The organism is Pseudomonas sp. QC2, from assembly GCF_002859085.1.
In the GTDB taxonomy this organism is placed as follows: Bacteria; Pseudomonadota; Gammaproteobacteria; order Pseudomonadales; family Pseudomonadaceae; genus Aquipseudomonas; species Aquipseudomonas petroselini.
Window position 1 is genome coordinate 85,615 of sequence record NZ_PKKS01000016.1, and the last position, 25,091, is coordinate 110,705.

Sequence of the window (25,091 nt, forward strand, 5' to 3'; positions counted from 1 at the left end):
GAGGAGCGACCACATTAAATCGCCATCATTTACTGCTTGGCCACCTGCTTGGTGATTTTCAGGTAGTCCAGCAAAATCCGGCCAGTCTCGGCCAGGTAGGCGTCGTCTTCCGGCTTGGTTTTGTCGGCCTCGGTCGGCAGCGCATCTTCATCTTCTTTCTTCAGCTCCTTGAGTGGATCTTCACCCTTGGCCTTGCGGCGGATGTTTTCCAGTGCAAGTTGCTTGTTTTCGATGTCGCTGTGCTGCGCGCGGCGGTCGACTTCGTTGAGGCTGACGGTTTTTTCTTCCATCAGCTTCTTGGCCAGGGCCAGCTTGTCGCGGATAAACACGAACTCGGCGTCCTTGGCGGAGCGGGTGTCGTGATCAGCCTTCAACTGCGCCAGGAATGGCTTGAACGGATCCGACGCCGGCTTGATCGCAGGGCGGATGGTGTCCCACGGCATGGCTTCCGGCAGGGCGCTTTCGCCGATTTCCTTGGTGTCGATGATCGACGGGAAATCGATGTCCGGCAGTACGCCCTGATGCTGGGTGCTCTGCCCGGAAACCCGGTAGAACTTGGCCAGCGTCAGCTTCAGTTCACCATGGTTCAGCGGCTGAATGGTCTGCACGGTGCCTTTACCGAAGGTCTGGCCGCCGATGATCAAGGCGCGGTGGTAGTCCTGCATGGCACCGGCGAAAATCTCCGAAGCCGAGGCCGAGAGGCGGTTGACCAGCAATGCCATCGGGCCTTTGTAGAAGGCGCCCGGGTTCTCGTCTTCCAGCACATCCACGCGGCCGTCAGCGTTGCGTACCAACACCGTCGGGCCTTTGTCGATAAACAGGCTGGTCAGCTCGGTGGCTTCCTGAAGGGAACCACCGCCGTTGTTACGCAGGTCGATGACCACGCCGTCGACTTTTTCCTTCTGCAGCTCGGTGAGGATTTTCTTAACGTCGCGGGTGGTGGACTTGTAGTCCGGATCACCGGCACGGAACGCCTTGAAGTCCAAGTAGAAGGCCGGAATCTCGATCACGCCCAGCTTGTAGTCCTTGCCATCCTGCTTGAGGTTGAGAACTTTCTTCTGCACGGCCTGGTCTTCGAGCTTCACCGCTTCACGGGTGATGGACACGATCTTGCTGGTCTGGTCGTTCGGTGCATTGGTGTGCGGAATCACTTCCAGGCGCACCACGCTGCCTTTCGGCCCACGGATCAGCTTGACCACTTCGTCCAGGCGCCAGCCGACGACATCAACCATCTCTTTGTCGGCTTGGGCCACACCGATGATCTTGTCGGCAGGCGCCACTTGCTTGGTCTTGTCCGCCGGCCCCGCCGGCACCAGGCGCACGATCTTGACCTGGTCATTGTCGCTTTGCAGGACGGCACCGATGCCTTCCAGCGACAGACTCATATTGATATCGAAATTTTCCGCGTTATCTGGCGACAGATAATTGGTGTGCGGATCGTAGGACATCGCGAAGGTGTTGATGTAAGCCTGGAAGATATCTTCGGCACGGGTCTGGTCCAGACGTGCCAGCTGATTCTTATAGCGCTTGGTCAACAGCTCCTGGATAGCCTTGGGGTCTTTGCCGGCGATCTTCAAACGCAGCACTTCGTCCTTGACGCGTTTGCGCCACAGGTCGTCGAGTGCGGCGGTGCTGGTCAGCCAAGGGGCGTCCTTGCGGTCCACCAGAAGGGATTCCTTCTGGGTGAAGTCGAGTTTGTCGACACCCTTGTTCAGCTCGGCCAAGGCGAAGTCCAGACGCGCTTTGACGCGGTCCAGGTAACGCTTGTAGATGGTGAAGCCGGGCTGCAGGTCGCCGCTCTTGAGGAAGTCGTCGAACTGGGTTTTCCACTTGTCGAACTCAGCGATATCGCTGGCCAGGAAGTAGCTGCGCGACGGATCCAGCAGCTTGAGGTAGCTGTCATAGATGATCACCGAGCGAGCGTCGTCCAGCGGCGGCTTGCTGTAGTGATGACGCTTGAGCAGTTCGACGACGTTAAGGCTGGCAATCACCTCATCGCGATCCGGCTGAAGGTTGTCCCAGCTGTTGGCTGCGAACGTATTGGTCGACATCGACGCGAAGCCGAGACCAATGAAAAGAGCGAGGGCGGTGCTGGGGAACAAATGCTTCATGCTGATTCGACGCGGGGGCAATTGATAACGCATATTAGGCCGTCTTTGAGGGAGCCGGTTCCATATGGTCCGGTCGCATAATGCAAAAAGCCCGGCGATACAGCTACGGGCTCAGTCCAGACTCACTATGGAGGCACTGTGAAAGCATTGCAAGGCGTTGACGGTCATGTGGAGTGGTTGGAAGAACCCAGTCCTACCTGCGATGTAGGGCAAGTTCGCATTCGTGTGGCGGCAGCGGGCCTCAATCGCGCCGATTTATTACAGCGTGCGGGGCTCTATCCACCGCCACCAGGCGCCAGTCACGTGTTGGGCCTTGAGTGTTCCGGGGTGATCAGTGAAGTGGGCGCGGGCTCATCCTGGCAAGTCGGCGACCGCGTCTGCGCGTTGCTCGCCGGTGGCGGCATGGCCGAAGAAGTGGTGGTGGATGCGCGCCACGTATTGCCGGTACCGGAAGGCCTGTCGCTGATCGAAGCGGCCGCGTTGCCTGAGGTGTACAGCACGGCGTGGCTCAATCTGTTCCAGCTGGCGGGCCTCAAACCCGGTGAAAAAGTGCTGTTGCACGCTGGCGCCAGCGGCGTGGGTTCCGCGGCGATCCAGTTGTGCAAGGCATTTGGCAGCCCGTGCTGGGTCAGTGTCGGCTCGGCGGAGCGCCTGGCCTATTGTGAGGAACTCGGCGCCCAGGGCGGCGTGGTACGGACCGACGGGATCGAAGGGCTACGGGATTTCGGGCCGTTCGATGTGATTCTTGACCCGGTGGGCGGCAACTATGCGGCGCTGGACCTCAAGCTGCTGGCCCTGGATGGGCGTTGGGTATTGATCGGCTTGATGGGCGGTCGTGACGCGCAGTTGGACTTGGCCCAGGTGCTGGGCAAGCGCATTCAATTGTTGGGTTCGACCCTGCGCAGTCGTGACGACTCGTTCAAGGCGGACCTGTTCAGTGATTTGAGCCAACACGTGTGGCCGTTGTTTGTTGAGGGCCGCTTGAGCCCGCAATTGGCCAAGACCTTCTCGATCCAGGACGCTGAGGCGGCGTTTGAAGCGCTGGCGACGAATCAGATTTCCGGGAAGCTGGTGTTGGTGATTGACGAAAGCCTGAGCTGAATGGGGATGCGGTGAACAATGTGGGAGGGGGCTTGCCCCGATAGCGGTGTGTCAGTGAAGAATGTTTCATCTGACAGACCGCCATCGGGGGCAAGCCCCCTCCCGCATTTGATTGCATTTCACTTCAAGAGAGTCAGATCCAATGGTGGATTGGCCAGCCTGCCTGTTCGGCGTGGGCGCGTAGCACCGGGTCAGGGTTAACGACTTGCGCAAACTCCACCTTACTCAGCAACGGCAAATCATTGCGCGAGTCCGAATAGAAATACGCGCCCTCCAATGTTTCCCCTTCTTGCTCCAGCCATTCCAGCAACCGCGTGATCTTGCCTTCACGATACGTCAGGACACCCACGGTACGCCCGCTGTACACGCCATGGCTGACGTCCAGTTCAATCCCCAGCACTTCATCGATGCCGATTCGCGCCGCAATCGGCGTGACCAAGTGCGTGCCCGAGGCGGAGATCACCAGAATCCGGTCGCCATTCGCACGGTGGCGGGCGATGGTCTTGGTGGCGTCGCTGTAGATCAACGGCTCGATCACATCCTCGACCCACGGCTCCACCAAGTGCTCGATTTCTGCCGGTGTGCGGCCGATCATCGGCTCCAGGCTGAAGTCCATGAAGTCTTCCATCTTCAGCTCGCCCCGGCTGTAGGCATCCATCAATTCGTGGTTCTTGCGCATGAACGACTCGGGATCGACCCAGCCCAGCCGGCCCATCTGCTCGCTCCACAGGGTGGCGCAGTCGCCGTGGATGAGGGTGTCGTCCAGATCAAAAATTACCAATGCCATCCGTCATGCTCTCTCAAATAAAACGTTGCATCAGGCTACTTCACACAGGGCACTGGGGTCGATGGAAAGTGCCAGGCGTTGTCCGTCCGGGTGCAGGTCGTCGGCCGAGCGGTTGAGCACGTCGACCACCAGTTCCACGCCGCGCGCTTCGATGCGGTAGCGAATGACGTTGCCCAACAGGCTGTGGCTGCGCACCAGGGCGTCGAGTTCGCCATTGCGGCTCAGCTCGATGGCCTCCGGGCGAATGGCGATACGGCTGTTGATCGGGCGTTGCAGCAGTTGGGTGGCCTTGTCGGCGTCCAGCAGGTTGTAGTTGCCGATAAACCCGGCGGCGAATACATCCACCGGTGCGGTGTAGAGGGTCTCGGCATCGCCGCTTTGCACGATCTTGCCTTGGTTCATCAGGAAGATCCGGTCGGACATGGTCAGGGCTTCTTCCTGATCGTGGGTCACGAAGATGGTGGTCAGGCCTAGTTCGCGCTGGATCTGGCGGATCTGTTCGCGCAGGTGCTTGCGGATCCGTGCATCCAGCGCCGACAGCGGCTCATCCAGCAGCAACAGGCGCGGGCGGGTCACCAGGGAGCGTGCCAGGGCCACGCGCTGGCACTGGCCGCCGGACATCTGGTGCGGGTAGCGGCCGGCGAGGTCCTTGAGTTCGACCAGTTGCAGCACTTCCTGCACGCGCTTGTGGCTGTCGTCGGCGTTGACCTTTTGCATGCGCAGACCAAAGGCGACGTTCTGTTCCACGGTCATGTTGGGAAACAGCGCATAACTCTGGAACACCATGCCGATATGGCGTTTCTGCGGGCTCAGCGGGACGATGTCCTGGCCGTCGAGCAGGATTTGCCCGCTGTCGACCGAAGTCAGCCCGGCGATGCAGCGCAGCAGCGTGGACTTGCCGCAACCGGACGGGCCGAGCAAGGTGACGAATTCGCCCTTGGCGATCTCGCAGTTGATATCACTGAACACCGGGGTGCCGGCGTAGCCTTTTTGCAGGTGTTGGACGCTGACGAAGCTCATTGGCTTTTGTCCTTGTTCAAGATATTGGCGGCCCAGGTCAGCACCAGCACAAAGAAGAAATAGGAAATCACGACGGCGCTGGTGAAGTGGCCGCTGCTGTTGCGCATGTTGTTCAGGTACACCTGCAGGGTTTCGTAGCGGGTGCCCACCAGGATGTTGGCGAACACGAACTCGCCGAACAGGAACGAGAACGACAGCAACAGCGCCACCATCAGGCCTTTGCGCAGGTTCGGCAGCACCACCAGGATCGCCGCCTGCCAGGTACTGGCACCGAGCAGTTGCGAGGCGTCCATCAGGTCGCGCAGGTTGATCGCCTGCAGGTTGTTAGTGATCGCCCGGTACATGAACGGCAGTGCGACGGTGAAGTAACAGCCGATCAGGATCCACGGCGTGCCGACCATCGCCATCGGCCCGGAGCCATACAGTTGCAGCAGGCCCACCGACGACACCACCGGCGGCACCGCGAAGGGCAGCAGGATGAGGATGTTCATCAGCGCGTCGAGCCGGGGGAAGTGATAATGCACCACGAACAGCAGCGGCAAAATCAACACTACCGAGAGGATCAGCGCGCCCACGCACACCAGCAATGACTGCCCGAAGGCCATCAGGAAGCGCGGGTCGCTCCACAGCTGCACGTACCATTTCACGGTGAAACCGGCGGGCAGGATCGTCGCCGACCAACTGCTGGCAATGGAATAGACAAAGGTGCCGATCAGCGGCAACACCAGGATCGTAAACAGCAGGTACACCACCACGCGGTGGTAGAGGGAGGCCGGGCCGGCTTCAGCGCGAGACATGGTAGCTCCTCTTGAGCAGCAGTTGATGGACCACGGTGACCACGGTCATCAACGCCACCAGCACCACGGCCAGGGCGCTGGCCAGGTTCGGGTCGAGCGACACATCACCGGACACCAGCCCGGCAATGCGGATCGGCAACACGTTGAAGTTGCCGGTGGTCAAGGCGTAGACGGTGGCATAGGCGCCGAGGGCATTGGCCAGCAGGATCACGAAGGTACCGAGCAGGGCGGGGGTGAGCACCGGCAGGCCGATATGCAGCCAGAACTGCCAGCCGTTGGCACCCAGCAGGGACGCCGACTCACGCCAGTCTTCGCGCAGCGCGTCGAAGGCCGGGTACAGCAGCAGCACGCCCAATGGAATCTGGAAGTAGGTGTAAAGGATGATCAACCCGGTCTTGGAGTAGAGGTTGAAGTCCTGGATGATTCCCGCCTGCTTGAGCATGAGGGTGATGCTGCCGTTGAACCCCAGCAGGATGATGAACGCAAAGGCCAGGGGCACACCGGCAAAGTTGCTGGTCATGTTGGCGAAGGCGGTGACGAAATTGCGCAGCGGCGAATCCACCCGACGCAGGGAGTAACTGCCCAGGGTGGCGATGATGATGCCGAAGACACTCGAGTAGAAACTGATCTCGAGGCTGAACTGGATCGCTTGCAGGTAGAACTTCGAGCTGAAGATCCGCGTGAAGTTTTCCAGGCCCCAGCCGGCTTCCTCGGTCTGCAGGCTGTTGATCAGTACCCACACCAAAGGGGCGATTTCGAACACGATAAAGAACAGTGCGAAAGGCACCAGGCACAGCAGTGCCAGCCATTTACCACGGATCATTTCAACAGCTCCCGGCACACAGGTTTGTCGTGGGGCGCGCCCAGCAGTTCGCAGACGGTGCCGCACAGCTCGGTCTGTTTCGGCGCAGCGTGGGTGTCCAGGCTGAAGGCATCGCCGAGCACAAACAGCGGCACTTCGCGTTCTTCCGGCAGCAGGCCATTGTGGGAGCGGTCGTTGTTCATGCCGTGGTCGGCGGTCACCAGCACTTGGTAACCGGCGTCGAGCCAGGCTTGCAGGTAATCGGCCAGGATGATGTCGGCCGAGCGTGCGCTGTTGCGGTATTGCGCCGTATCGAGGCCGTGCTTGTGGCCGGCGTCGTCGATGTTCATCGGGTGCACCACCAGGAAGTTCGGCGCGTGCTTGAGGCGCAGGCTTTCGGCGTCGGCAAACAGGTGGGAATCCGGGTAGTGGTCATTCCAGTAGAAATGCCCGTGCTGGATCGCCAGCGCCGTGTCGTCGGTGTGACGGTCGCGGGCGGCGAGAAAGGGCGTGCGGTTATACAACTCGCTGACCCAATGGTAGGCCGCCGCTGCCGTGGTAAGGCCGGCGTCGGTGGCGTAATGGAAGATGCTGCGCTGGTTGGACAGGCGCGAGACGTTGTTGTGGACGATGCCGCTCTGGATGGGAGGCACGCCGGTCAGGATGCACTCATACAGCGGGCGGGACAGGGCGGGCAGTTCACATTCCAGTTTGTAGAGGGCTGCGCGTCCTGCGCCGACATAGGCCTGCAAGTGCCCCATGGCGTGTCGGGCAACCTCGAAGTTCAGGCCGTCGAGCACGACTAGGATGACATTGTGCTTCATGGGGGCTGGCGCTCCGCAACGATGGACTTGACTCAATATTCCTGGAGCATCTGGGTTCAAGTGTGGGAGGGGGCTTGCCCCCGATAGCGACGTGTCAGTTTGAATATCTGTGACTGATCCATCGCCATCGGGGGCAAGCCCCCTCCCACATTGGATCTCCAGTGGAGCTCCAATGTGGGTAACCGGCTTACTTCATCTCTACGATGACCTGCTCGTTCCACAGCTGCGGCAGCTTCTTGGACGTCGCTTCCCACGCATCGGCATCCTTGATCGGCTGCGGGTTGGCCTTGGTGTACTGCTCGCCCGGGATCAGGTTCTTGGCGATGTCGGCCGGCAGTTTCAGGTCGGTTTCAGCGCGGATCGGACGTGCATTGCCTTTCGCCAGGTTGAGCTGGCCGGCATCGCTGAAGATGTACTCGCGGGTCAGCTTGGCGGCGTTCGGGTGCTTGGCGTATTTGTTGATGATGGTGGTGTAACCGGATTTAACCGAGCCGTCCGATGGGATCAACACCACGTAGTCATCCGGGTTGGCCATCTTGGCCTTGTAGCTCAGGCCGTTGAAGTCCCAGACCACGCCCACTTCGACTTCGCCTTTCTCCATGGTGGCGATGGTCGGGTTGGACAGCGAGAGACGGCCTTGCTGGGCGATCTTGGTGAAAAATTGCAGGCCGGGGGCGATGTTCTTTTCGTCGCCTTTATTGGCGATGGCGGCTGCCAGTACACCGTTGGCCGCTTGCGCCGCGGTGCTTACGTCACCAATGGAGACCTTGTACTTGCCGCTCTGCAGGTCAGCCCAGCTTGTAGGTACTTCAGAGCCGTGCATCAGCTTCTTGTTGACGATAAACGCGATGGTGCCGGTGTAGGCCAATGCCCAGTGACCGTCTTTGTCTTTAGCCCAATCCGGCACCTGGGCCCAGGTGGACGGTTTGTACGGTTGGGTGACTTCCTGCTTCACCGCGATTGGACCGAACGCCGCGCCGACGTCGCCGATGTCGGCGCTGGCGTTGTCTTTCTCGGCCTTGAACTTGGCGATTTCCTGGGCCGAGCTCATGTCGGTGTCGATGTGCTTGAGGCCGTATTTCGACGCCAGGTCTTCCCAGGTGCCTTTCCAGTTGGCCCAGTCATCGGGCATGCCGACGCTGTTTACAGCGCCTTCTGCCTTAGCGGCAGCTTCCAGGGTTTTTAGATCGGTATCAGCGGCCATGGCGGCGGTGCACATGGCAATGGTCGAGCCTAACAGTGATGCCAGGAAAAGCTGTTTCATCCGAAGCTCCTTTGGGCGTTTTCAACGCGGCGTTTGTTTCGACGGTGTTGTTGGTCTAGGTCAGAGCAATACCTGAGCCAATCTAGACGCGATGGATGACAGTTTCATGTCGATGTCGTTTTCAAAGCGCTGATGTCTCTGCGCGCTGACTTAGCGTAGACCATGCCCAAGTGCCCGTAGGGATTGGACTTGGCCGATGTATTGCAGGGTGTGCTGTGGAAGATGTACACGGACTGTCATCTGTCGGTCATCTGTAATGCCTAGGCTGGCACGCAGTAAGGCAAGCCCGATTACGGAGCGGTTTGTGCACCTCATCGGTGCTGGTCTAGTCCAGATAGGTAACGTTGATGCGAGATGAGGCAATCAAGGCGGTGACCTCCATTGGCCTGGCGCTGCAAGAGCAGATTGACCACGGCCTGTTGCCGCCTGCCAGCAAACTGCCCGCCGAGCGCAAGCTCAGCGAGTTATTTGGTACCACTCGGATCACGGTGCGGGAAGCCTTGTTACAACTTGAGGCCCAAGGCCAGATCTATCGCGAGGAGCGGCGCGGCTGGTTTGTCTCGCCGCCGCGACTGGCCTACAACCTGATGCAGCGCAGCCATTTTCACGCGATGGTCAGCGACCAGGGGCGCGTGGCGTCCACCGAAGTGATCTCTGCACGGCTGCAACCGGCGTCGGCGGCGGTGTGTGCGTGGTTGCAGCTGCCGGCGCTGTCCAGCGTGATCCAGATTTGTCGGGGCCGGCGGATTGATGGGCGCTTGGTGTTGTATGTGGAGCACTACCTGAACCCGCAGTATTTTCCTGGGATTCTGGACTGCGATTTGAATCAGTCGATGACCGAACTGTATGCGCGCAAGTACGACCTGCACTACGGGCGCGTACGCTTTGAAATCGTGCCGACGTCACTGCCGGTCGAAGCCGCCGCCGCGTTGCGCGTGTCGGTGGGCAGCCCAGGCTTGCGGATCGCCCGGGTCAACTATGACCAGCACCAGCGTTTGATCGACTGCGACCTGGAGTTCTGGCGGCACGATGCCATCCACGTCGGCGTGGATGTGGTCTGAGACATGTAGTGAGCGGGCTTGCCCCGCGCTGGGTGGCGAAGCCGCCCCAACCGAGCCCCTTCAGTGTGTCAGGTACACCGCGGTGTCGGGTTTTGGGGCGGCTTCGCCACCCAGCGCGGGGCAAGCCCGCTCACTACAACAATTCTATTTAGATGTTAGGGTGTGAGCGCCTTGATCACCTGGTCCACATTGGTTTCCAGCTCGGTCACCGGCTCCGCACCGTCGACATTCAGCACCAGCAACTGCGAACCGCCGGCTGCAACCGCGGCCTTGACCGCCTCACTCGGCTGGCGATGATGCAGCACCACCGCGACGTCGTTGTCCTTCAACTCGGCACTGAATGCCTGCAACGCCTCGGGCGTCCAATCGGCGTCAGGCCGTGCGTCGGTGCTGAGCACTTCCAGGTTTAAACCGCTGACCAGGTACGCGAAGTGATCACTTAAGCTGACCACGCTCAGGTTATCCGCCTTGGCCAGTCGCGCTTCGCTGTCGGCGGTGAGCTTGAGCAGGCGTTGCTTGAGGGCGGCGAGGTTGGCGTCGATCTTCGGCTTGGCGGTGGGCGCCAGGCGGCTCAGGTCGGCGGCCAGCACATCGGCCATGCGGCCCATATTGTTGCTCGACTGCCACGGCTGGCTGTTCAGGCCATCGGTGACGCCTGGCTGCACCGCGATGCCCGGCAAACCGCCATCCACCGGGCGGGCGGCGTCGACTTCAACGATGCGGATATTGCTGCGTCGCGCCACTGGGTACAGCGGGTCATCGGCCCACAGCGAGCGCAGGCCGATGGCGGCGTCGGCGTCCAGCGCCAACGTGCTCAGGGCCTGCGCGCCGCGGCCGGTGAAGTAGGACACCTGGCGCGAACCGGGCAAGTTGGCCGGAGCGGCTCGCTCCAATTGCACGTCGGTGCCTTTGAGCAGCACCTCGGCCAGGCCGTAGGTGATCGGCAGCGAGGCAAGGACCTTCACCGGTTTTACAGACTTGGCCTTGCTCAGGGCGGCGTGACCCAGGCCGGGATGGATTTTGAGGGTCTTGGGTTCTGCACCGTCGACAGCCAGTGCCGAAGTGCTGATCAAACAAGCGATGGCCAGGGCCAATGGACGAAAGACAGGGCGCATTATCCAAGATTCCCTTTGAGGCTGGGCACTGTACCGCGCGCGATGGCGGCCAGGGCGAAGGCGATACCGGCAACCAGAATGATCGCGGCGCCGGATGGGATCGGCAGGTCGAAGATGATCGGCAGCAGGATCCCGCACAGTGTGCTGACGGTGGCAATCACCACCGAGACCCAGAAGAACCCCTTGAGCGACTGGCTCAGCAGGCGCGCCGCGGCGGCGGGTATCACCAGCAGGGCACCGACCAGAATCGCGCCGATCACCTTGACCGCCGCCACGGTGATCAGCGTCACCAGGATCACGAACAGGTAATCTAGGGTCTTGACCGCCACGCCGCGCACTGCCGCCAGTTGCGGGTTGAAGCTGGCGAGCATGATGCGGTTGTACAAGGGCAGCGCCAGGGCCATCACCAGCGCGCCGACAATTGCCAGCACCGCCAGATCGTTGCCATTGACCGTCAGCACTGAGCCAAACAGCACGTTTTCCAGGATATGCACGTTGATCTTGCCGGCCAGGATCAGCAACAGGCTCGCCCCCAATGCCAGCGACACCGACAGGAACACGCCGATCAAGGTATCCGGCGCCAGGCCCGTGCGGTTGCGCAGGTAGTTGAGCAGGATGCCGAACAACAGGCAGTAGCCGAACAGGCTGCCGTAGGGCCCGGTGTAGGGTTCGCCGAGCAGAATGCCCACGGCGACCCCGGTCAGCGCGGCGTGGCCGACCGCTTCGGAGAAAAACGCGAAGCGCTTGACCACCACCAGCGTGCCCAGGCCGCCCAGCACCGGGCCGATCAGCAGACCGGCGAGCAGGGCGTTGACCACAAAACCGTAGGCCAGTGCCTCCGGCAAATAGCCGGAAGAGGCCCAGCCCTGGACCATCAAGCGAAAGGCTTCATAACTCATTGCGCCGGGCTCCGAGGGTGGGTGGAGAACAGGGTCAGCAGGCGGTCCGGGGTCAGCGCCTCCTTGGGCGTGGCGTCGAACAGCACACGGCGGTTGAGACCGGTGACGCGGTCGGCCAGGCGGCCCACGGCTTCCAGGTCGTGCTCGATCCACAGCACGGTGATCCCGGCCAGGCGCCAATCATTGAGCAGGCGTTCGAACACCTGGATACCGGCTTCGTCGAGGGCCGACATCGGCTCATCCAGCACCAGCAATTGCGGCGCCGGGATCAGCCCCTGGGCCAGCAACACGCGCTGGCGCTCACCGCCAGATAACGCCCCCATGCGGCGCTTGCGTTTGTCCTGCATGCCGACTCGCTCCAGCGCCTCGCCAATAGCACCGGCGTACTGCTTGGACAGGCCTAGAAACGCCGGGCGTCGCTGGCACATGGCAGCCATGAAGTCATCGACGGTCATCGGCAGCCCCCGATCGAACTCCAAGGCCTGGGGCACATAACCGATGGTGCCGGGCGTGGTCTGCCAGTGCAGGCTCAACGTGCCCTGATGCGGGGTTTGCCCCAGCAGTGTCTTGATCAGCGAGCTTTTCCCGCCGCCGTTCGGCCCGACCAGCGCATGGATGCTGCCCGGCTGTACCTGGAAACTCACGTCATTCAGGATCGCGGTGCGACCCAAGGTCAGGGAGACCTTATCGAACTCAATCGTCGGGCCGACGCTGACCGCCTTCAGTTGTTCCACCGCCGTCATGCGCCCGACTCCTGAATCGCCCGCACCACGGTATTGAGGTTGCCGGTCATTTCCACTTCGTACTTCTCGGCGCTGTATTCGCCGTAGGAAATATGCGACAGCGGGTACAGCTTGACCCCGGATTCACGCTGGATGGTGTCGACGTAGGTGGACGGGAAGTCCATCTCCGAGAAGATCACCTTCACGTCCAGGGCGCGCAGTTCATCGATGGTTTTCTTCAACTGGCTGGGGCTGGGTTCGATGCCGTGGGCCGGTTCGACCACGGCGGTGACTTCCAGGCCGAATTCGCGCAGCAGGTAGTCGTAGGCGGCGTGTACGGTGGCCACGCGCAGGTCCGGGTTGGGGGCGCTGGTCAACTTGGCCAGGGCATCGGCGCGCATCTGGCGCAGGCGCTTGCCGTAGGCGCGGGCGTTCTGGGTGTAGGCCTTGGCGTTGTCCGGGTCGAGCTTGCCCAGTTCGCGGGCGATGTTGTTGACCTGGGCAATCGACGCACTGATCGACAGGAAGGTATGCGGGTTGACCACCTTGCCCGCACCGCGTGCGGCATTGCCGGTAGCGGCCAGCAGCGGCACGTTGGCGTTGGCCTCGATCACCGGGATGTCCGGGCGTTCGCTGGTGGCGATCATGCGGTCGGCGAAATCATCATGGCCGACGCCGTTGAGCACGATGACGTCCAGGGTGCCGATGCGCTTGATGTCTTCGGCGCGTGGCTCGTAGGCATGCGGGTTGAAACCGGCCGGAATCAGCGGCACCACCTCGGCTTTGTCGCCGACGATATTGGCCACGTAGCTGTAATAAGGGTGCAGGGTGATGCCGATTCGCAGGCGTTTACTCGCTTCGGCATTGGCGAGCGGGGCGAGCATCAGGCTGAACAGGCCAACCAGCAACAGGCGCAACAGGGGGGATGAAGTAGACATGGGCAATCGGTCTTCTCGTTCAGTGGCGGTGCTGGCGGGTGACGCCGGCATCGAATTGCGCGACCACCTGCTGCCAGCCGGCTGCGATCAGCGCCTGGTCAGAGAGGTCGGAAGGGGCGGCGAGGTTGGCTTGGCGGTTGAGCCAGATATCCGGCTCGGCACCGTGCACGCGCATCAGCAGCGAGCCGCTGGTACCCGGCGCCTGGCTCAAGCCGAGGTAGGCCGAGGGGGCCAGCAATTGCCAACGATGATCACCACGGCTGACCGAGCTGGCGTCCTGGGCAAACGGCGCGAAGCCTTCTTCGGCCAGTTGCGCCGGGCTGGGCAGCGCGCTTTGCTCCTGCTGCAAGAGCTGGATCTCATCCAGGGTCACCCGAAGGTCGGCGTAGATGCCTTGCTCGGCGGCGCTCAGGTCGCGGCGGGCGTCCAATTGATGGCTGGGGACGGCCGCCACTTCCTGGGATTCACCGTGCAGCGCGATCACCGAACCCGCCACCGCCAGGATGATCAGGCACAACAACAGCACGTAGAGGGTTTCGTGACCGGCACCGGCGGGGCGTACAACCTGTGTGGTACTCATTGTGGCTGGATATCCGCTTGGTCGATTTCCACCACGTGGCCGGGGCCTGCATCAAACAACACATAGAACTCGGCGGACGGCTTCTTGAAGGTCAGCGTGGAGTCCTCGCCAAGCTTGCCGGGCAGCAGGATGGTTTCGTCGTAGCCGATCACATCCAGGGTCACGCCCGGCGCGCCGCTGCCGTCGGAGAAACCGCCTTTGCACTGGATCTGCTCGCCGGGGATTTCCTTGCACTCGCACATCGGGTTGTGGGCCAGGGCGACGGTACTGAAACCGGCGCTCAGCAACAGCACGCCGCAGGCGCGGGTCAGGCGCATCAAAGTCATGGTTTAACTCCTTGCTTGTTCAGCCAGGCAATAGTGGCAGGCGAGGCCTGGCTCAACGGGATGGAACCCTGGTGCATGCTGCCGTCCCAGCCTTCCATGGTGATCCAGACTTCAGCATCGGCTGGCGTGCGTTCCGGAATCGGCAGGGCGGCGCCCATGCGGTACGGCGTGCCGAAGAAGATCACCCCAGCGGCCCGCAGGCTGCGCGGTTTGCCGATACGCAGGTAGGTGGCCTTGACCTGGTTGGCGCAGGTGTCGCACAGGGATGCGTTGAAAAACTTCATCGGGCCGGCCGGGTCGGGGCTCGGGCCTTCATTGCGAAATTCCGCGAGGGTCAGGCTCCAGGGCCCGACCTGCACTTCGCCGGCCACGCGCTCGCCGATACCGGCATCGCCGCGAAACAGCGCCGCATCGGCGAAGTACTTGGGCATGAAGCCCAGGGGCACCAGCAACAGCAGCACATTGATATGGAAGCGCCATTTCAGCCAGAAGGCGCGCAACGGCGACGGCGGTACAGCAGCGACCTTGCTCATCGGTGGGCCTCCGAGGTTTCAGCCTGCATGGCCGGGATGGCAATGGGCTTGTGTTGGGCCTTGGCTTCACGCTTGAGCGCATTGAGCGTTGCCAGGGCGGTGCGCTTGGTCCAGATCAGCAGGCCACTCAACACCATCATGCTCAGTACCAGGCCAAAAAATGCCCAGATCAGCTTGATCCACAGGCCACCGAAGTCGCCGGTGTGCAGGGGGCGCATGGATTCGGTGACGAACTCCAGGGTGGTGCGGTCGGAGAGCAGGTGCGAGACGGCGATTTCACCGTTATAGGGGTTCAGTTGCGCGGTCTGGAACATCAGCGGGTACCAACCGCGCCCGCCAATCTGCAGATGGCTGTAAGCGTTGAGCGGCAGGAACGCGAACGTTGCGTCCAGGCCCGGAATGCGTTGGGTCGCGATCTTGATGGCGTCGTCGAGCGGGATCATGGGCGCCGGTACGCCAGGGGCGGAAGTCGGCACTTTCTCGCGGGCAATCACCGGGACAATCGGCTCGCTGGAGATGGAGATCTGGTTGTCCCCCAGGAATGCCTGGATCAGGAACCAGGTGCCGGTAATCGAGATAACCGCGATAAACCAGATCGACCAGATGCCGCTCAGGCGGTGGAAGTCGCCCCAGAAGATCCGCGCTCCGTGGCGGATACGCAGGGTCGGCCGGAAAAAACCTTTCCAGAACCGCTTGTACACCACCAGCCCGGTGACCAGTGACGCCAACAACGGCAAGCCGAGGAAGGAGACCAGGTACCAGCCCCAGCTATAGCCGTTGGTAAACGGCACCAGCCACCAGCCGTGCAGTGCGCGCGTGAATTGCTGGAAGTTGAATGCCGGGCTGATGCCCTGGATCGCGCCGGTGTAGGGGTTGGCGTAAGCCTCGACCGAACGCCCGTCGGGGTAGCTCAGGCCGACGCTGAGTGCAAAGTGCGATTCGTCGGGGCGGATGATCGAGCGGACGATCACCTGGGGCTCGTCACGCTTGATCGCGGCGATCACCTGGTCAAAGCTCAGCGGTTCGGCGTCATCCGACGGTTTGCTCGCACGGATATCCGGGTTGGCCAGCCAGACGATCTCCTGGCTGACCACCGCCAGGGTGCCGGTGACGCAGACGATCAGTACAAAGAACCAGATGGGCAATGCCAGCCAGCTATGCACGAGAAACCAGAGTTTGGAGCGCGACTTCTTCGACATGTGAATGAGGGTCTTGATCGGAGGGGGGCAGTGAAGGCCCGAAAAAGGCCAGTCGTAGCTTTTGCTGACGCGACAGGCTGTATCTAAGTTAAGACGGATGAGAATGAGAAATCCCTAAGGCGTATATGAAAGAAAATGTTTCAGGTTCACATTCAGGGCGCTTTAACGCCTCGATCGAACACGAAACATGTTCCAAGCCATCACCCTGGCGGCATTGATGGGGCGGGGCGGCTGCGTAGGATGGGCGCATGCCGTTGAGCGAGCGCCTACAAAAGTGAGCCCAGGAACATGACTGCCAGAACCCTCTACGACAAACATATCGATTCCCACACGGTGTGTGCCCTGGATGACCAGGGCCATGTCCTGCTTTATATAGATCGCCAGGTGATCAACGAGTACACCAGCCCCCAGGCCTTCAGCGGCCTGCGTGAGGCCGGGCGCAACGTTTGGCGCCCAGGCACGGCGCTGGCGGTGGTCGACCATGTGAACCCGACTACGCCCAAGCGCATAGCGGCGATGCCGGATGCCGGCGGCGCGCGGCAAGTGTCTTACCTGGCGGAGAATTGCCGCGACTTCGGCATCGAACTGCTGGACATCCTCGACAAGCGCCAAGGCATCGAACACGTGGTCGCCCCGGAACAGGGCTTTATCCTGCCGGGCATGGTGATTGCCGCCGGCGACAGCCACACCACCACGTACGGCGCCCTGGGGGCCTTCGGTTTTGGCATCGGTACCTCGGAAATCGAACACCTGCTGGCTTCCCAGACCCTGGTCTACAAGCGCCTGAAAACCATGCGCGTGAGCGTATACGGCGACCTGGCGCCAGGCCTGACGTCCAAGGACGTGATCATGGCGCTGATCGGCAAGATCGGCGCCTCGGGTGCCACCGGTTATGCCATTGAGTTTTGCGGCGCCACTGTCGATGCGCTGAGCGTCGAGGCGCGCATGACCCTCTGCAACATGGCGGTGGAAGCCGGGGCGCGCGGCGCGTTCATGGCGCCGGACGAAAAAGTCTTCGCCTACCTCAAGGGCAAGCCGCGCGCGCCACACGGCGCGCTGTGGGAGCAGGCGCTGGTGGGCTGGCGCTTGCTGCACTCGGATGCCAACGCGGTCTTCGACCATGAGGTGCAACTCGATGTCGCCACCCTGGAACCCATGGTCACCTGGGGCACCAGCCCCGACCAAGTCGCCCCCATCGGCGCCCGCGTGCCCGACCCGCAGGAGGTCAGCGACCTGATCCTGCGCCAGGACATGCGCCGCGCCCTCAGCTACATGGGCCTGGAAGCCGGCATGCCGTTGAGCGATATCGTCATCAGCCATGCGTTTATCGGCTCCTGCACCAACGCCCGCATCGAAGACCTGCGCGACGCCGCCCGCGTCGTGCGCGGCAAGCAGGTGGCCGAGCACGTACGGGCGATGATCGTGCCGGGCTCCACTGAAGTGCGTGACCAGGCCGAAGCCGAAGGGTTGGCAGCGATTTTTATCGACGCCGGCTTTGAATGGCGCCAGTCCGGCTGCTCGATGTGCCTGGCGATGAACGACGATGTGCTGGCCCCCGGCGATCGCTGCGCCTCCAGCACCAACCGCAACTTCGAAGGCCGCCAGGGTGCGGGCGCACGCACCCACCTGATGAGCCCGGCGATGGTTGCCGCTGCCGCCATTACCGGCCGCCTCACAGATGTCCGCCACTTTGGAGCGCGCCCATGAGCTTGCAACCCTTCACTCTGGTCACCGGCAAGGCCGCGCCGATGCTGGCGGCCAATATCGACACCGATGTGATCATGCCCAAGCAGTTCCTCAAGGGCATTGACCGCAATGGCCTGGACCGGGGGCTGTTCTTCGACCTGCGCTTCTTACCGTCCGGCGAGCCCAACCCCGAGTTCGTGCTGAACCAGCCGGCCTGGCAGGGCGCACGTTTCATGGTGGTAGGGCCGAACTTCGGTTGCGGCTCCAGCCGTGAGCATGCGGTATGGGGGCTGAAGCAAATGGGCATCCGCGCCTTGATCGGCAGCAGCTTTGCCGGGATCTTCTATGACAATTGCCAGCGTAACGGGGTGTTGTTGATCACCCTGGACGAGGCGGTGTTGCAGTCGTTGGGCAAGGCTGTCAGCCAGGCGGAACAGGCGCTGATCAGTATCGACCTTGAAGTCCAGCAGATCCATTTGGCGGATGGCCAGGTGATCCCGTTCCAGATCGATACCCTGCGCAAGACGGCGTTGTTGCTTGGCCTGGATGCCATCGGCAGTACGTTACAACGCAGCGAGCAAATCAAAGCGTTCGAACAACGCCACCTGCAAGCCAATCCCTGGCTCAACTGACACACTTAAATCCAAATGTGGGAGGGGGCTTGCCCCCGATGGCGGTGGGTCAGTCAACTTTTGAGTGACTGACACCCTGCAATCGGGGGCAAGCCCCCTCCCACATTTTTGATTGGGTTTGTGACCTCAGATTGAGAGCCCCTTGAAGTGTGCCTGCAAAAACTCCACGCAGGCGCGTAGCTTCCCGGAATAGGCAAGCCGTGTCGGGTACACCGCCCACACGTTGGCGCTCTGGGTATAACCGTGCAGCACCTGCACCAGCTTGCCTTGCTCCAGCAGCGGCTTTACATCCCACATCGAACGCAATAACACCCCGCGCCCATCCAACGCCCACTGCAACACAATTTCGCCATTGTTCGACGACAGCGGCCCTCGCACGCGCACGCTTTCCTGGGCGCCGTCGTGTTCCAGGTTCCAGATGCCAAACGCGTTGTCGCGCTCCTTGAGGACCAGGCAGTCGTGCTGCTCCAGGTCGCTCAATTGGTGCGGTGTGCCGCGTCGTTGCAGATACGCCGGGGCGGCGCATAGCACGCGACGGTTGCTCACCAGTCGACGGCCGATGTGCTGGCCGGGGATGTCGTCGCCCACGCGGATCTCCAGGTCGAAACCTTCGCTGACGATATCGACCACACGGTCGAGCAGGTCCAGGCGGATCTCCAGGTCCGGGTACTGCTCGGCCAGCAACGACAGGGCAGGCGCCACATGGTTGCGGCCAAAGCCGAACGTGCTGCAGATATGCAGGCGGCCACGTGGGCTGTCATGCGCGTCGCTGAGTTCATCGGAAAGTTGCTGGAAGTCTTCCAGGATGCGCACGGCCCAGCGCTGCACCCGTTCACCGTCTTCGGTCAGGGCGATGCGCCGGCTGGTGCGGTGCAGCAGGCGGGTGGCCAGGGTGGTTTCAAGGATCTGGATGCGCTTGCTGATATACGCAGGCGACAACCCGAGCTCATCAGCTGCCGCAGCGAAGCCGGCCTTGCGGATCACGGTCAGGAACACCCGCAGGTCTTCGGGTAGGGGCACGGTATCTTTCTTATTCGTCATCAGACACAAGCGTGGCGGCATGAGCCGCCAGAATAGCATTGCGCTGGACACGGCTCAGCGCAGGAAGCTCAGGACTTCGCCCAGCAACAACTCTGGGGCTTCTTCGGCGATGTAATGGCCGGCCGGCAAGGCCTTGCCGCGCACATCAGTGGCGACTTTCTGCCATTCCTTGAGTGGCTCGAAACAGCGGCCGACGGTGCCTTCGGCGCCCCACATCACCAGCAGCGGCAGGTTCAGGTGATGGCCGGCGTCGATGTCCGCCTGGTCGTGCTCAAGGTCGATACCGGCAGCGGCACGGTAGTCTTCGCAGATGCCGGTGGCGGTGCCCGGCAGTTTCAGGCAACGCAGATATTCGGCGAAGGCTTCATCGGTGAACGGCTTGAGCCCGGCACTGCGGCTGCCCATTACGCTGCGCAGGTACAACTCCGGGTTGCTCTCGATCAAGGCCTCCGGCAGCGGCGCCGGGCGGATCAGGAAGAACCAGTGCCAGTAGGCGCGGGCGAAGGCTTCGTCGGTTTGCGCATACATCGAGAGGGTGGGGGCGATATCCAACAGCACCATACGTTGCACGGCGGCCGCATGGTCCAGGGCCAGGCGATGGGCCACGCGGGCGCCACGGTCGTGGGCCAGTACCGAGAACTGTTCGAAGCCAAGGGCTTTCATCAGCTCCACGCTGTCGCGGGCCATTTCCCGTTTCGAATAGTTGGAGTGATCGTCATTGGCGGGCGGTTTGCTGCTGTCGCCATAGCCGCGCAGGTCGGCAGCCACTACCGTGAAGCGTTCAGCCAGTTGCTCGGCGACTTTGTGCCAGATGACGTGGGTTTGCGGGTGCCCGTGCAACAGGAGCAGGCCGGGACCTGTACCGCCTGTGCGGTAACTGATGCTGACGCCGTTGACGTGGCACTGGTCTTTCTGGAATCCGGCGAACATGGAATGGCTCCTTGTGATGAGTGCTTGCATCCTGGAATCACGCGGCGTTCGGGGCAAGGGCGAAAGCGTGGAGGGGGTGTTCATGAAGTGTGTAGGCGCGGTGAGTGACGACTCGATCTTTCCAGCAATGGAGGTCACCTGTGGGAGCGGCGGTGCGTCGCTCCCACCGTTAATGTGTGTGGTGTGCAGCCGATCTCAGCTTTGCTTGAACCTCTCCATGGCTCGCTATCGTTCTCCTTGACGGTGGTGGCGGAGGGACGGCTTTTTCACTATAGGCCACGTATTGCGCGGCCTATAGGCAACCGACGCGGTGCTCTCCAAGCACTGGGAACGGGTCAGCGGTGTGGAGTGGGCTCCAGCAGTTGGGCGCCCGGACCGCACTCACCGAGCTTGTCGCCCTGATTGCGCAACGGACACGCCTCCATCGACAAGCACCCACAGCCAATACAGCCATTGAGTGTGTCGCGCAGCAGCGTCAGCTTGTTGATGCGCTCATCCAGGTCTTCCCGCCATAGCGCCGATAAGCGTTCCCAATCCCGGGCGTTGGGTGTGCGCCCCTCCGGCAACGCCTGCAACGCTTCGCCAATCGTTGCCAGCGGAATCCCCAGGCGCTGGGCGATCTTGATCACCACCACGCGCCGCAACACATCCCGTGGATAACGCCGTTGGTTACCGGCATTGCGATTACTCTTGATCAGTCCCTTGGTCTCGTAGAAATGCAACGCCGTGACGGCCACACCACTGCGGGCGGCGAGTTGGCCGACGGTGAGTTCCTTGTTAAGCATGAAAAACTCCCAAACAACGCTTGACCTTGACTTAACTAGAGGTTTTACCCTGCGTGGCATCGAATCGCAAGATTCTGCCTACAGAGAAAGGGGAGTGTTCATGCAGGTATCAGAGAAAAATCGCAGCTTCACTCAATTGATCGAATTTCAGATCGAGCCCCGGCAACAAAGGGCGCTGGTGGCGGCCCTGTCCACCCAAAGCGAGCGCCTGGCCCAGGGCCATGGCGGCTTTATCAATGCGAGTGTGCAGGTCAGCGACGACGGGCGCCGGGTGCTCAATTACTTGCAATGGCGCTCGCGCGAGGACGGCGAGGCGGCCTTCAAATGCTTTGAGCATGGCGAAGAAGATTTCTGGACGTTGATTCGCGCCCACCAGGCCACGGCCGTGACCTTTGGTTCGTTCCAGGTGCTGCGCAGTTTCGAGCGCAGCCATGACAACGCGCTGCATTGCCGCCTAAATGGATAGATGCAACATGCGTTCGCCCTGCACGTTTTCGCCGGGGCGGCGCTTGTTCACCGCCAGCTCGCCGATCTTGATCAGGCGCGTGCGCGTGACGTTGCGGCTCAAGCCCAGCAGGTTAGCGGTGTGTACTTGGTTGTAATGGCTGAAACGATAAGCAGCGCGTAGCAGGGCATCCTCGACTTTTTCATGCAGGGCGCCGGCCTGTTCCTCGAAGAGCTTTTGGAACGCGCGCGCCAGCAAGGCTTCGGCGCTGTTGTCGGTGCCGTGCTGGCTGTCGTCCTGGCGCTCGATGCGCATGTTCGACAGGCGCAAATCGTCGCGTTCGATCACGCCGTTGCGGCAGATCAACAGCGTGTGGTGGATCACGTTTTCCAGCTCGCGGATATTGCCCGGCCAACTGTAGCTTTTGAGCTTGTGCTCGGCCTCGCGGCTGATGGTGATCGGGCCGTAGCCCAGGCGCTGGCTGTAGGCGTCGATGAAGTGCCGGGTCAGCGGCAGGATATCGCCGGGCCGCTCGCGCAACGGGCTGAGTTCCAGGCTGACCACGTCGAGGCGGTAGTAGAGGTCCTCACGGAAATGCCCGGCGTTGATGGCTTTTTCCAGTTGCACGTTGGTGGCGGCAAGCACGCGCACATCAATCGCAATGCTCTTGCGCGAACCCAGGCGCACGACTTCGCGTTCCTGTAGGACGCGCAGCAGCTTGACTTGGATTGCCATCGGCAAATCGCCGATCTCGTCCAGGAACAAGGTGCCGCCGTCTGCCTCTTCGAACCAGCCGGCCTTGGCGCTGAGGGCACCGGTGAAGGCGCCTTTTTCATGGCCGAAGAGTTCGGCTTCCACCAACGATTCGGAGAACGCCCCGCAGTTCACCGCCACGAACGGCCGGTTGCGTCGCGCGCTGAGGTTGTGAATATGCCGTGCCACCAGCTCTTTACCGGTCCCGGTCTCGCCGATGATCAGCACGCTGGCTTCGCTGGGCGCCACTTGCTGGATGTGGTCGAGCAGCGCCTGGGATTTGGGGTCTTCGAAGACCTGGGCCGTGGCGCGGATCGACGTCGCGAGGGCGGGCGAGGGCGGTAGGGTCAAAAGCTGCATGGGCACCTCTCTTAGGAATAGAACGTCGGAATCGGCAGGGATTGGTTCAACGCCCAATCCCCCAGTTCATGGAGCTTGTAGTCCACCGGGTCGTGCAGGGTTTGCGTGCGCAGGTTGCGCCAATGACGGTCCAGGCGCAGCGATGCATGGGTTGCGCGCGCGCCAGTGACTTCGAACAGACGGCTGCACAGGTCCAGGCCTTGGCGGGTCGCGGCAACTTTGGCGGTGGCGATGGCGATAGCCAGTTGGCCGCGCTCGCTTTCGCTGAGGTTCGGGCCCTTCGCCCAGGCGTGGTCGAGCAACTCGGCAGCGCGTTCCACCAACAGGCGCACACCTTCCAGGGCGACCCAGAATTCGCCGTAGTGGTGCAGCACGTAAGGGTCCTGGCGCACGTCTTCGGCGCTGGACTTATGCCACGAGCGGGTCTCGGTGAGCGTGTAGTTGCGCGCTTCTTCGAAAGCGCCTTCGGCAATACCGAGGAACATATGCGTGAACGTCAACTGCGCGATCAACGGGCGCAGACAGGCGAAAGGTGTGCTCAGCGGGCCTGGGTCGAGCAGCAGTTCCGATTCTTCGACGCGTACCCGCTCGAAGCTGGCGCTGCCGCTGTCGGTCTGGCGCTGGCCAATATTGTTCCAGTCGTTGTGCAAAGTGATGCCGCTGCGACCGCTCGGGATGGCCGCGATCAACAGCTTGCCGCCGGCGGTTTCATCCACCGCCGAGGCGATCAGCATTTCCGAGTCACTGGCGCCGGAGCAGAAGCTCTTTTTACCGGAGAACTCGCGCCAGCCGCCGAAATCCTTGACCACCGTGCGCGTGTCCAGTGGGTTGAGGGCGTTGCCCCAGAACCAGTTTTTGCGTGCGGTCTGTTCGAACCAGGGTTGCCATTGGTCCGGGCGCGAAAACAGGCGCACGGTGGCGAGCATCAGGTGGTGAAAACCGAAGACATGCGCAATGGAACTGTCGACCTTGGCGAACTCGCGCACGATGCCCAAGGTGTCGCTCCAGCGTGCGCCGAGCCCGCCGTATTGGGTGGGAATACTCAGGGCCAGCAGGCCGCTCTGGCGCAGGGCATCGCGTTCTGCTTTGGGCGTGCCTGCGCGTTCGTCACGTTCGACGGCGGTGAGGGCGAATTCAGCGGCCAGCAGTTTGGCGGTCTGCAAAGGAGACGGCAGGACGCTGTGGGGGTTGGCTGTCACGCGGTGTTCCTCAATGATTTGGCCGATCTCATTGCATTCAGGCCTTTGTTGTTGGCAACACATCGTTGGCGATCATTTCGCCGAACGGGCCAGTGAGGTTGGTAATACCGCGCCCAGCAAGGCTGGCATAGGGTTCCGGTAGCAGTGGGAACACCAACTCGGCAAAGCGATAAGCCTCTTCCAGGTGCGGGTAGCCGGAGAAAATGAAGCTTTCGATGCCCAGGTCGGCGTATTCCTTGATGCGCTCGGCGACTTGTTGCGGGTTGCCGACCAACGCGGTACCGGCACCGCCGCGCACCAGGCCGACGCCGGCCCACAGGTTGGGGGCGATTTCCAGGTTGTCGCGGCGCCCGTCGTGCAGGGCTGCCATGCGGCGCTGGCCTTCGGAATCAAAACGCGAGAAGGATTTTTGCGCGGCGGCGATGGTGTCGTCGCTGATGTGCTCGATCAGCTTGTCGGCGGCTTTCCAAGCCTCTTCTTCGGTCTCGCGCACGATCACATGCAGACGGATGCCGAACTTCACGGTGCGCCCGCGGCGTGCGGCGCGCTCGCGGACATCCGCGAGTTTTTCCGCAACGGCGGCGGGCGGTTCGCCCCAGGTCAGGTATACATCGACCTGCTCGGCGGCGAGATCGTGGGCGGCGTCAGAGGACCCGCCGAAATACAGCGGTGGATAAGGCTTCTGCACCGGGGGGTAAAGCGCCTTGGCATTCTGTACACGCAGGTGTTTGCCTTCGAAATCCACCGATTCGCCCTGCAACACGCGGCGCCATATCTGTAGGAATTCGTCGGAGACTTCGTAGCGTTCGCTGTGATCGAGGAAGCTGCCATCGCCACGGTTTTCGTCAGGGTCACCGCCGGTAACCACGTTGATCAGCAGACGACCGTTGGACAGGCGATCAAGGGTCGCCGCCATGCGCGCCGAGACCGTGGGCGAGATGATGCCCGGACGAATCGCCACCAGGTAACGCAGGCGCTCGGTCAGCGGCACCAACGCGGAGGCGATCACCCAGGAGTCTTCGCACGAGCGCCCGGTTGGAATCAATACGCCGTAGTAACCCAGGCTGTCAGCGGCCTGGGCGACTTGCTTGAGGTAATTGAGAGTGACTGGCCGTGCACCTTGGGTCGTGCCCAGGTAATGACCGTCGCCGTGAGTGGGCAGAAACCAGAAAACATCCATG

The 25,091-nt window shown here is 61.9% G+C and carries 26 protein-coding genes; 5 read left to right on the forward strand and 21 right to left on the reverse strand.

Annotated features, from left to right (window positions below; translation table 11 throughout):
• Positions 1-29: 29 nt before the first annotated feature.
• Complete coding sequence (locus tag QCBJ_RS14450) at positions 30-2,111, reverse strand: carboxy terminal-processing peptidase (RefSeq protein WP_012723278.1); 2,082 nt, start codon at positions 2,109-2,111, stop codon at positions 30-32.
• 138 nt (positions 2,112-2,249) lie between these two features.
• Between QCBJ_RS14450 and QCBJ_RS14455 the strand changes: the two genes are divergently transcribed.
• A complete protein-coding gene (locus tag QCBJ_RS14455; protein ID WP_012723279.1) occupies positions 2,250-3,212 on the forward strand; it encodes a zinc-binding dehydrogenase in 963 nt (320 codons plus the stop codon).
• A 133-nt stretch (positions 3,213-3,345) separates the two neighbouring features.
• Here QCBJ_RS14455 and QCBJ_RS14460 read toward each other — a convergent pair whose 3' ends face one another.
• From QCBJ_RS14460 to QCBJ_RS14485, 6 genes are all read right to left on the reverse strand, one after another.
• Positions 3,346-3,999, reverse strand: coding sequence for an HAD family phosphatase (locus QCBJ_RS14460; protein ID WP_012723280.1), 654 nt, complete (start codon positions 3,997-3,999; stop codon positions 3,346-3,348).
• Between the two features lie 30 nt (positions 4,000-4,029).
• Positions 4,030-5,019: an ABC transporter ATP-binding protein gene (locus QCBJ_RS14465; protein ID WP_012723281.1), complete on the reverse strand. Its 990-nt coding sequence runs from the start codon at positions 5,017-5,019 to the stop codon at positions 4,030-4,032.
• Positions 5,016-5,816 (reverse strand): ABC transporter permease, encoded by an 801-nt coding sequence (locus QCBJ_RS14470; RefSeq protein ID WP_093546665.1) that lies wholly within the window; start codon positions 5,814-5,816, stop codon positions 5,016-5,018. The genes QCBJ_RS14465 and QCBJ_RS14470 overlap by 4 nt, the downstream gene beginning before the upstream one ends.
• Entirely contained in the window at positions 5,803-6,639 is an 837-nt protein-coding gene (locus QCBJ_RS14475) for an ABC transporter permease subunit (RefSeq protein WP_102061088.1), read from the reverse strand. Before QCBJ_RS14475 ends, QCBJ_RS14470 begins: the two co-directional genes overlap by 14 nt.
• Positions 6,636-7,442 (reverse strand): alkaline phosphatase family protein, encoded by an 807-nt coding sequence (locus tag QCBJ_RS14480; protein WP_043205111.1) that lies wholly within the window; start codon positions 7,440-7,442, stop codon positions 6,636-6,638. The genes QCBJ_RS14475 and QCBJ_RS14480 overlap by 4 nt, the downstream gene beginning before the upstream one ends.
• A gap of 187 nt (positions 7,443-7,629) precedes the next feature.
• Complete coding sequence (locus tag QCBJ_RS14485) at positions 7,630-8,706, reverse strand: ABC transporter substrate-binding protein (protein WP_102061089.1); 1,077 nt, start codon at positions 8,704-8,706, stop codon at positions 7,630-7,632.
• A gap of 347 nt (positions 8,707-9,053) precedes the next feature.
• Between QCBJ_RS14485 and QCBJ_RS14490 the strand changes: the two genes are divergently transcribed.
• Entirely contained in the window at positions 9,054-9,767 is a 714-nt protein-coding gene (locus QCBJ_RS14490) for a UTRA domain-containing protein (RefSeq protein ID WP_043205112.1), read from the forward strand.
• Between the two features lie 155 nt (positions 9,768-9,922).
• Here the strand turns inward: QCBJ_RS14490 and QCBJ_RS14495 are convergent, their stop codons facing one another.
• From QCBJ_RS14495 to QCBJ_RS14530, 8 genes are read right to left on the reverse strand one after another with little or no spacing between them, the layout of a single operon-like run.
• Positions 9,923-10,882 (reverse strand): metal ABC transporter solute-binding protein, Zn/Mn family, encoded by a 960-nt coding sequence (locus QCBJ_RS14495; protein ID WP_102061090.1) that lies wholly within the window; start codon positions 10,880-10,882, stop codon positions 9,923-9,925.
• Positions 10,882-11,781, reverse strand: coding sequence for a metal ABC transporter permease (locus tag QCBJ_RS14500; protein ID WP_012723288.1), 900 nt, complete (start codon positions 11,779-11,781; stop codon positions 10,882-10,884). Before QCBJ_RS14500 ends, QCBJ_RS14495 begins: the two co-directional genes overlap by 1 nt.
• Positions 11,778-12,524: a metal ABC transporter ATP-binding protein gene (locus QCBJ_RS14505; protein WP_102061091.1), complete on the reverse strand. Its 747-nt coding sequence runs from the start codon at positions 12,522-12,524 to the stop codon at positions 11,778-11,780. The genes QCBJ_RS14500 and QCBJ_RS14505 overlap by 4 nt, the downstream gene beginning before the upstream one ends.
• Complete coding sequence (locus QCBJ_RS14510) at positions 12,521-13,441, reverse strand: metal ABC transporter substrate-binding protein (RefSeq protein WP_012723290.1); 921 nt, start codon at positions 13,439-13,441, stop codon at positions 12,521-12,523. The genes QCBJ_RS14505 and QCBJ_RS14510 overlap by 4 nt, the downstream gene beginning before the upstream one ends.
• A 19-nt stretch (positions 13,442-13,460) precedes the next feature.
• Complete coding sequence (locus tag QCBJ_RS14515; RefSeq protein ID WP_046036536.1) at positions 13,461-14,021, reverse strand: DUF6162 family protein; 561 nt, start codon at positions 14,019-14,021, stop codon at positions 13,461-13,463.
• Positions 14,018-14,347 carry a hypothetical protein gene (locus tag QCBJ_RS14520; RefSeq protein ID WP_012723292.1) on the reverse strand — a complete coding sequence of 110 codons (330 nt, stop codon included), beginning with the start codon at positions 14,345-14,347 and terminating at the stop codon, positions 14,018-14,020. Before QCBJ_RS14520 ends, QCBJ_RS14515 begins: the two co-directional genes overlap by 4 nt.
• Positions 14,344-14,880 (reverse strand): hypothetical protein, encoded by a 537-nt coding sequence (locus QCBJ_RS14525; RefSeq protein WP_046036537.1) that lies wholly within the window; start codon positions 14,878-14,880, stop codon positions 14,344-14,346. The genes QCBJ_RS14520 and QCBJ_RS14525 overlap by 4 nt, the downstream gene beginning before the upstream one ends.
• Positions 14,877-16,079 carry a PepSY domain-containing protein gene (locus QCBJ_RS14530; RefSeq protein WP_102061092.1) on the reverse strand — a complete coding sequence of 401 codons (1,203 nt, stop codon included), beginning with the start codon at positions 16,077-16,079 and terminating at the stop codon, positions 14,877-14,879. The genes QCBJ_RS14525 and QCBJ_RS14530 overlap by 4 nt, the downstream gene beginning before the upstream one ends.
• 288 nt (positions 16,080-16,367) lie before the next feature.
• On the opposite strand from QCBJ_RS14530, the gene leuC reads away from it, so the two are divergent.
• Complete coding sequence (gene leuC / locus QCBJ_RS14535; RefSeq protein ID WP_093546677.1) at positions 16,368-17,786, forward strand: 3-isopropylmalate dehydratase large subunit; 1,419 nt, start codon at positions 16,368-16,370, stop codon at positions 17,784-17,786.
• Entirely contained in the window at positions 17,783-18,397 is a 615-nt protein-coding gene (gene leuD / locus QCBJ_RS14540; protein WP_102061093.1) for a 3-isopropylmalate dehydratase small subunit, read from the forward strand. Before leuC ends, leuD begins: the two co-directional genes overlap by 4 nt.
• Before the next feature lie 126 nt (positions 18,398-18,523).
• Here leuD and QCBJ_RS14545 read toward each other — a convergent pair whose 3' ends face one another.
• From QCBJ_RS14545 to soxR, 3 genes are all read right to left on the reverse strand, one after another.
• The gene (locus QCBJ_RS14545; RefSeq protein WP_218273956.1) at positions 18,524-19,438 is read right to left on the reverse strand and encodes a LysR substrate-binding domain-containing protein; all 915 of its coding nucleotides are present in this window, start codon (positions 19,436-19,438) and stop codon (positions 18,524-18,526) included.
• A gap of 54 nt (positions 19,439-19,492) precedes the next feature.
• Positions 19,493-20,368, reverse strand: a complete 876-nt coding sequence (locus tag QCBJ_RS14550; RefSeq protein ID WP_102061095.1) for an alpha/beta fold hydrolase — start codon at positions 20,366-20,368, stop codon at positions 19,493-19,495.
• Between the two features lie 335 nt (positions 20,369-20,703).
• Complete coding sequence (gene soxR / locus QCBJ_RS14560) at positions 20,704-21,153, reverse strand: redox-sensitive transcriptional activator SoxR (protein WP_012723299.1); 450 nt, start codon at positions 21,151-21,153, stop codon at positions 20,704-20,706.
• 100 nt (positions 21,154-21,253) lie between these two features.
• On the opposite strand from soxR, the gene QCBJ_RS14565 reads away from it, so the two are divergent.
• Positions 21,254-21,619 carry an antibiotic biosynthesis monooxygenase gene (locus QCBJ_RS14565; RefSeq protein ID WP_046036543.1) on the forward strand — a complete coding sequence of 122 codons (366 nt, stop codon included), beginning with the start codon at positions 21,254-21,256 and terminating at the stop codon, positions 21,617-21,619.
• Here QCBJ_RS14565 and QCBJ_RS14570 read toward each other — a convergent pair.
• Genes QCBJ_RS14570 through ssuD form a run of 3 tightly spaced genes read right to left on the reverse strand, consistent with a single transcriptional unit; the run spans position 21,608 to position 25,090 of the window.
• Positions 21,608-22,711: a sigma-54-dependent Fis family transcriptional regulator gene (locus QCBJ_RS14570; RefSeq protein ID WP_012723301.1), complete on the reverse strand. Its 1,104-nt coding sequence runs from the start codon at positions 22,709-22,711 to the stop codon at positions 21,608-21,610. The two genes, QCBJ_RS14565 and QCBJ_RS14570, sit on opposite strands and share 12 nt — an antisense overlap.
• Before the next feature lie 11 nt (positions 22,712-22,722).
• Complete coding sequence (locus tag QCBJ_RS14575; protein WP_102061098.1) at positions 22,723-23,910, reverse strand: acyl-CoA dehydrogenase family protein; 1,188 nt, start codon at positions 23,908-23,910, stop codon at positions 22,723-22,725.
• Between the two features lie 37 nt (positions 23,911-23,947).
• Entirely contained in the window at positions 23,948-25,090 is a 1,143-nt protein-coding gene (gene ssuD / locus QCBJ_RS14580) for an FMNH2-dependent alkanesulfonate monooxygenase (protein ID WP_012723303.1), read from the reverse strand.
• Between the last annotated feature and the right edge of the window lies 1 nt (position 25,091).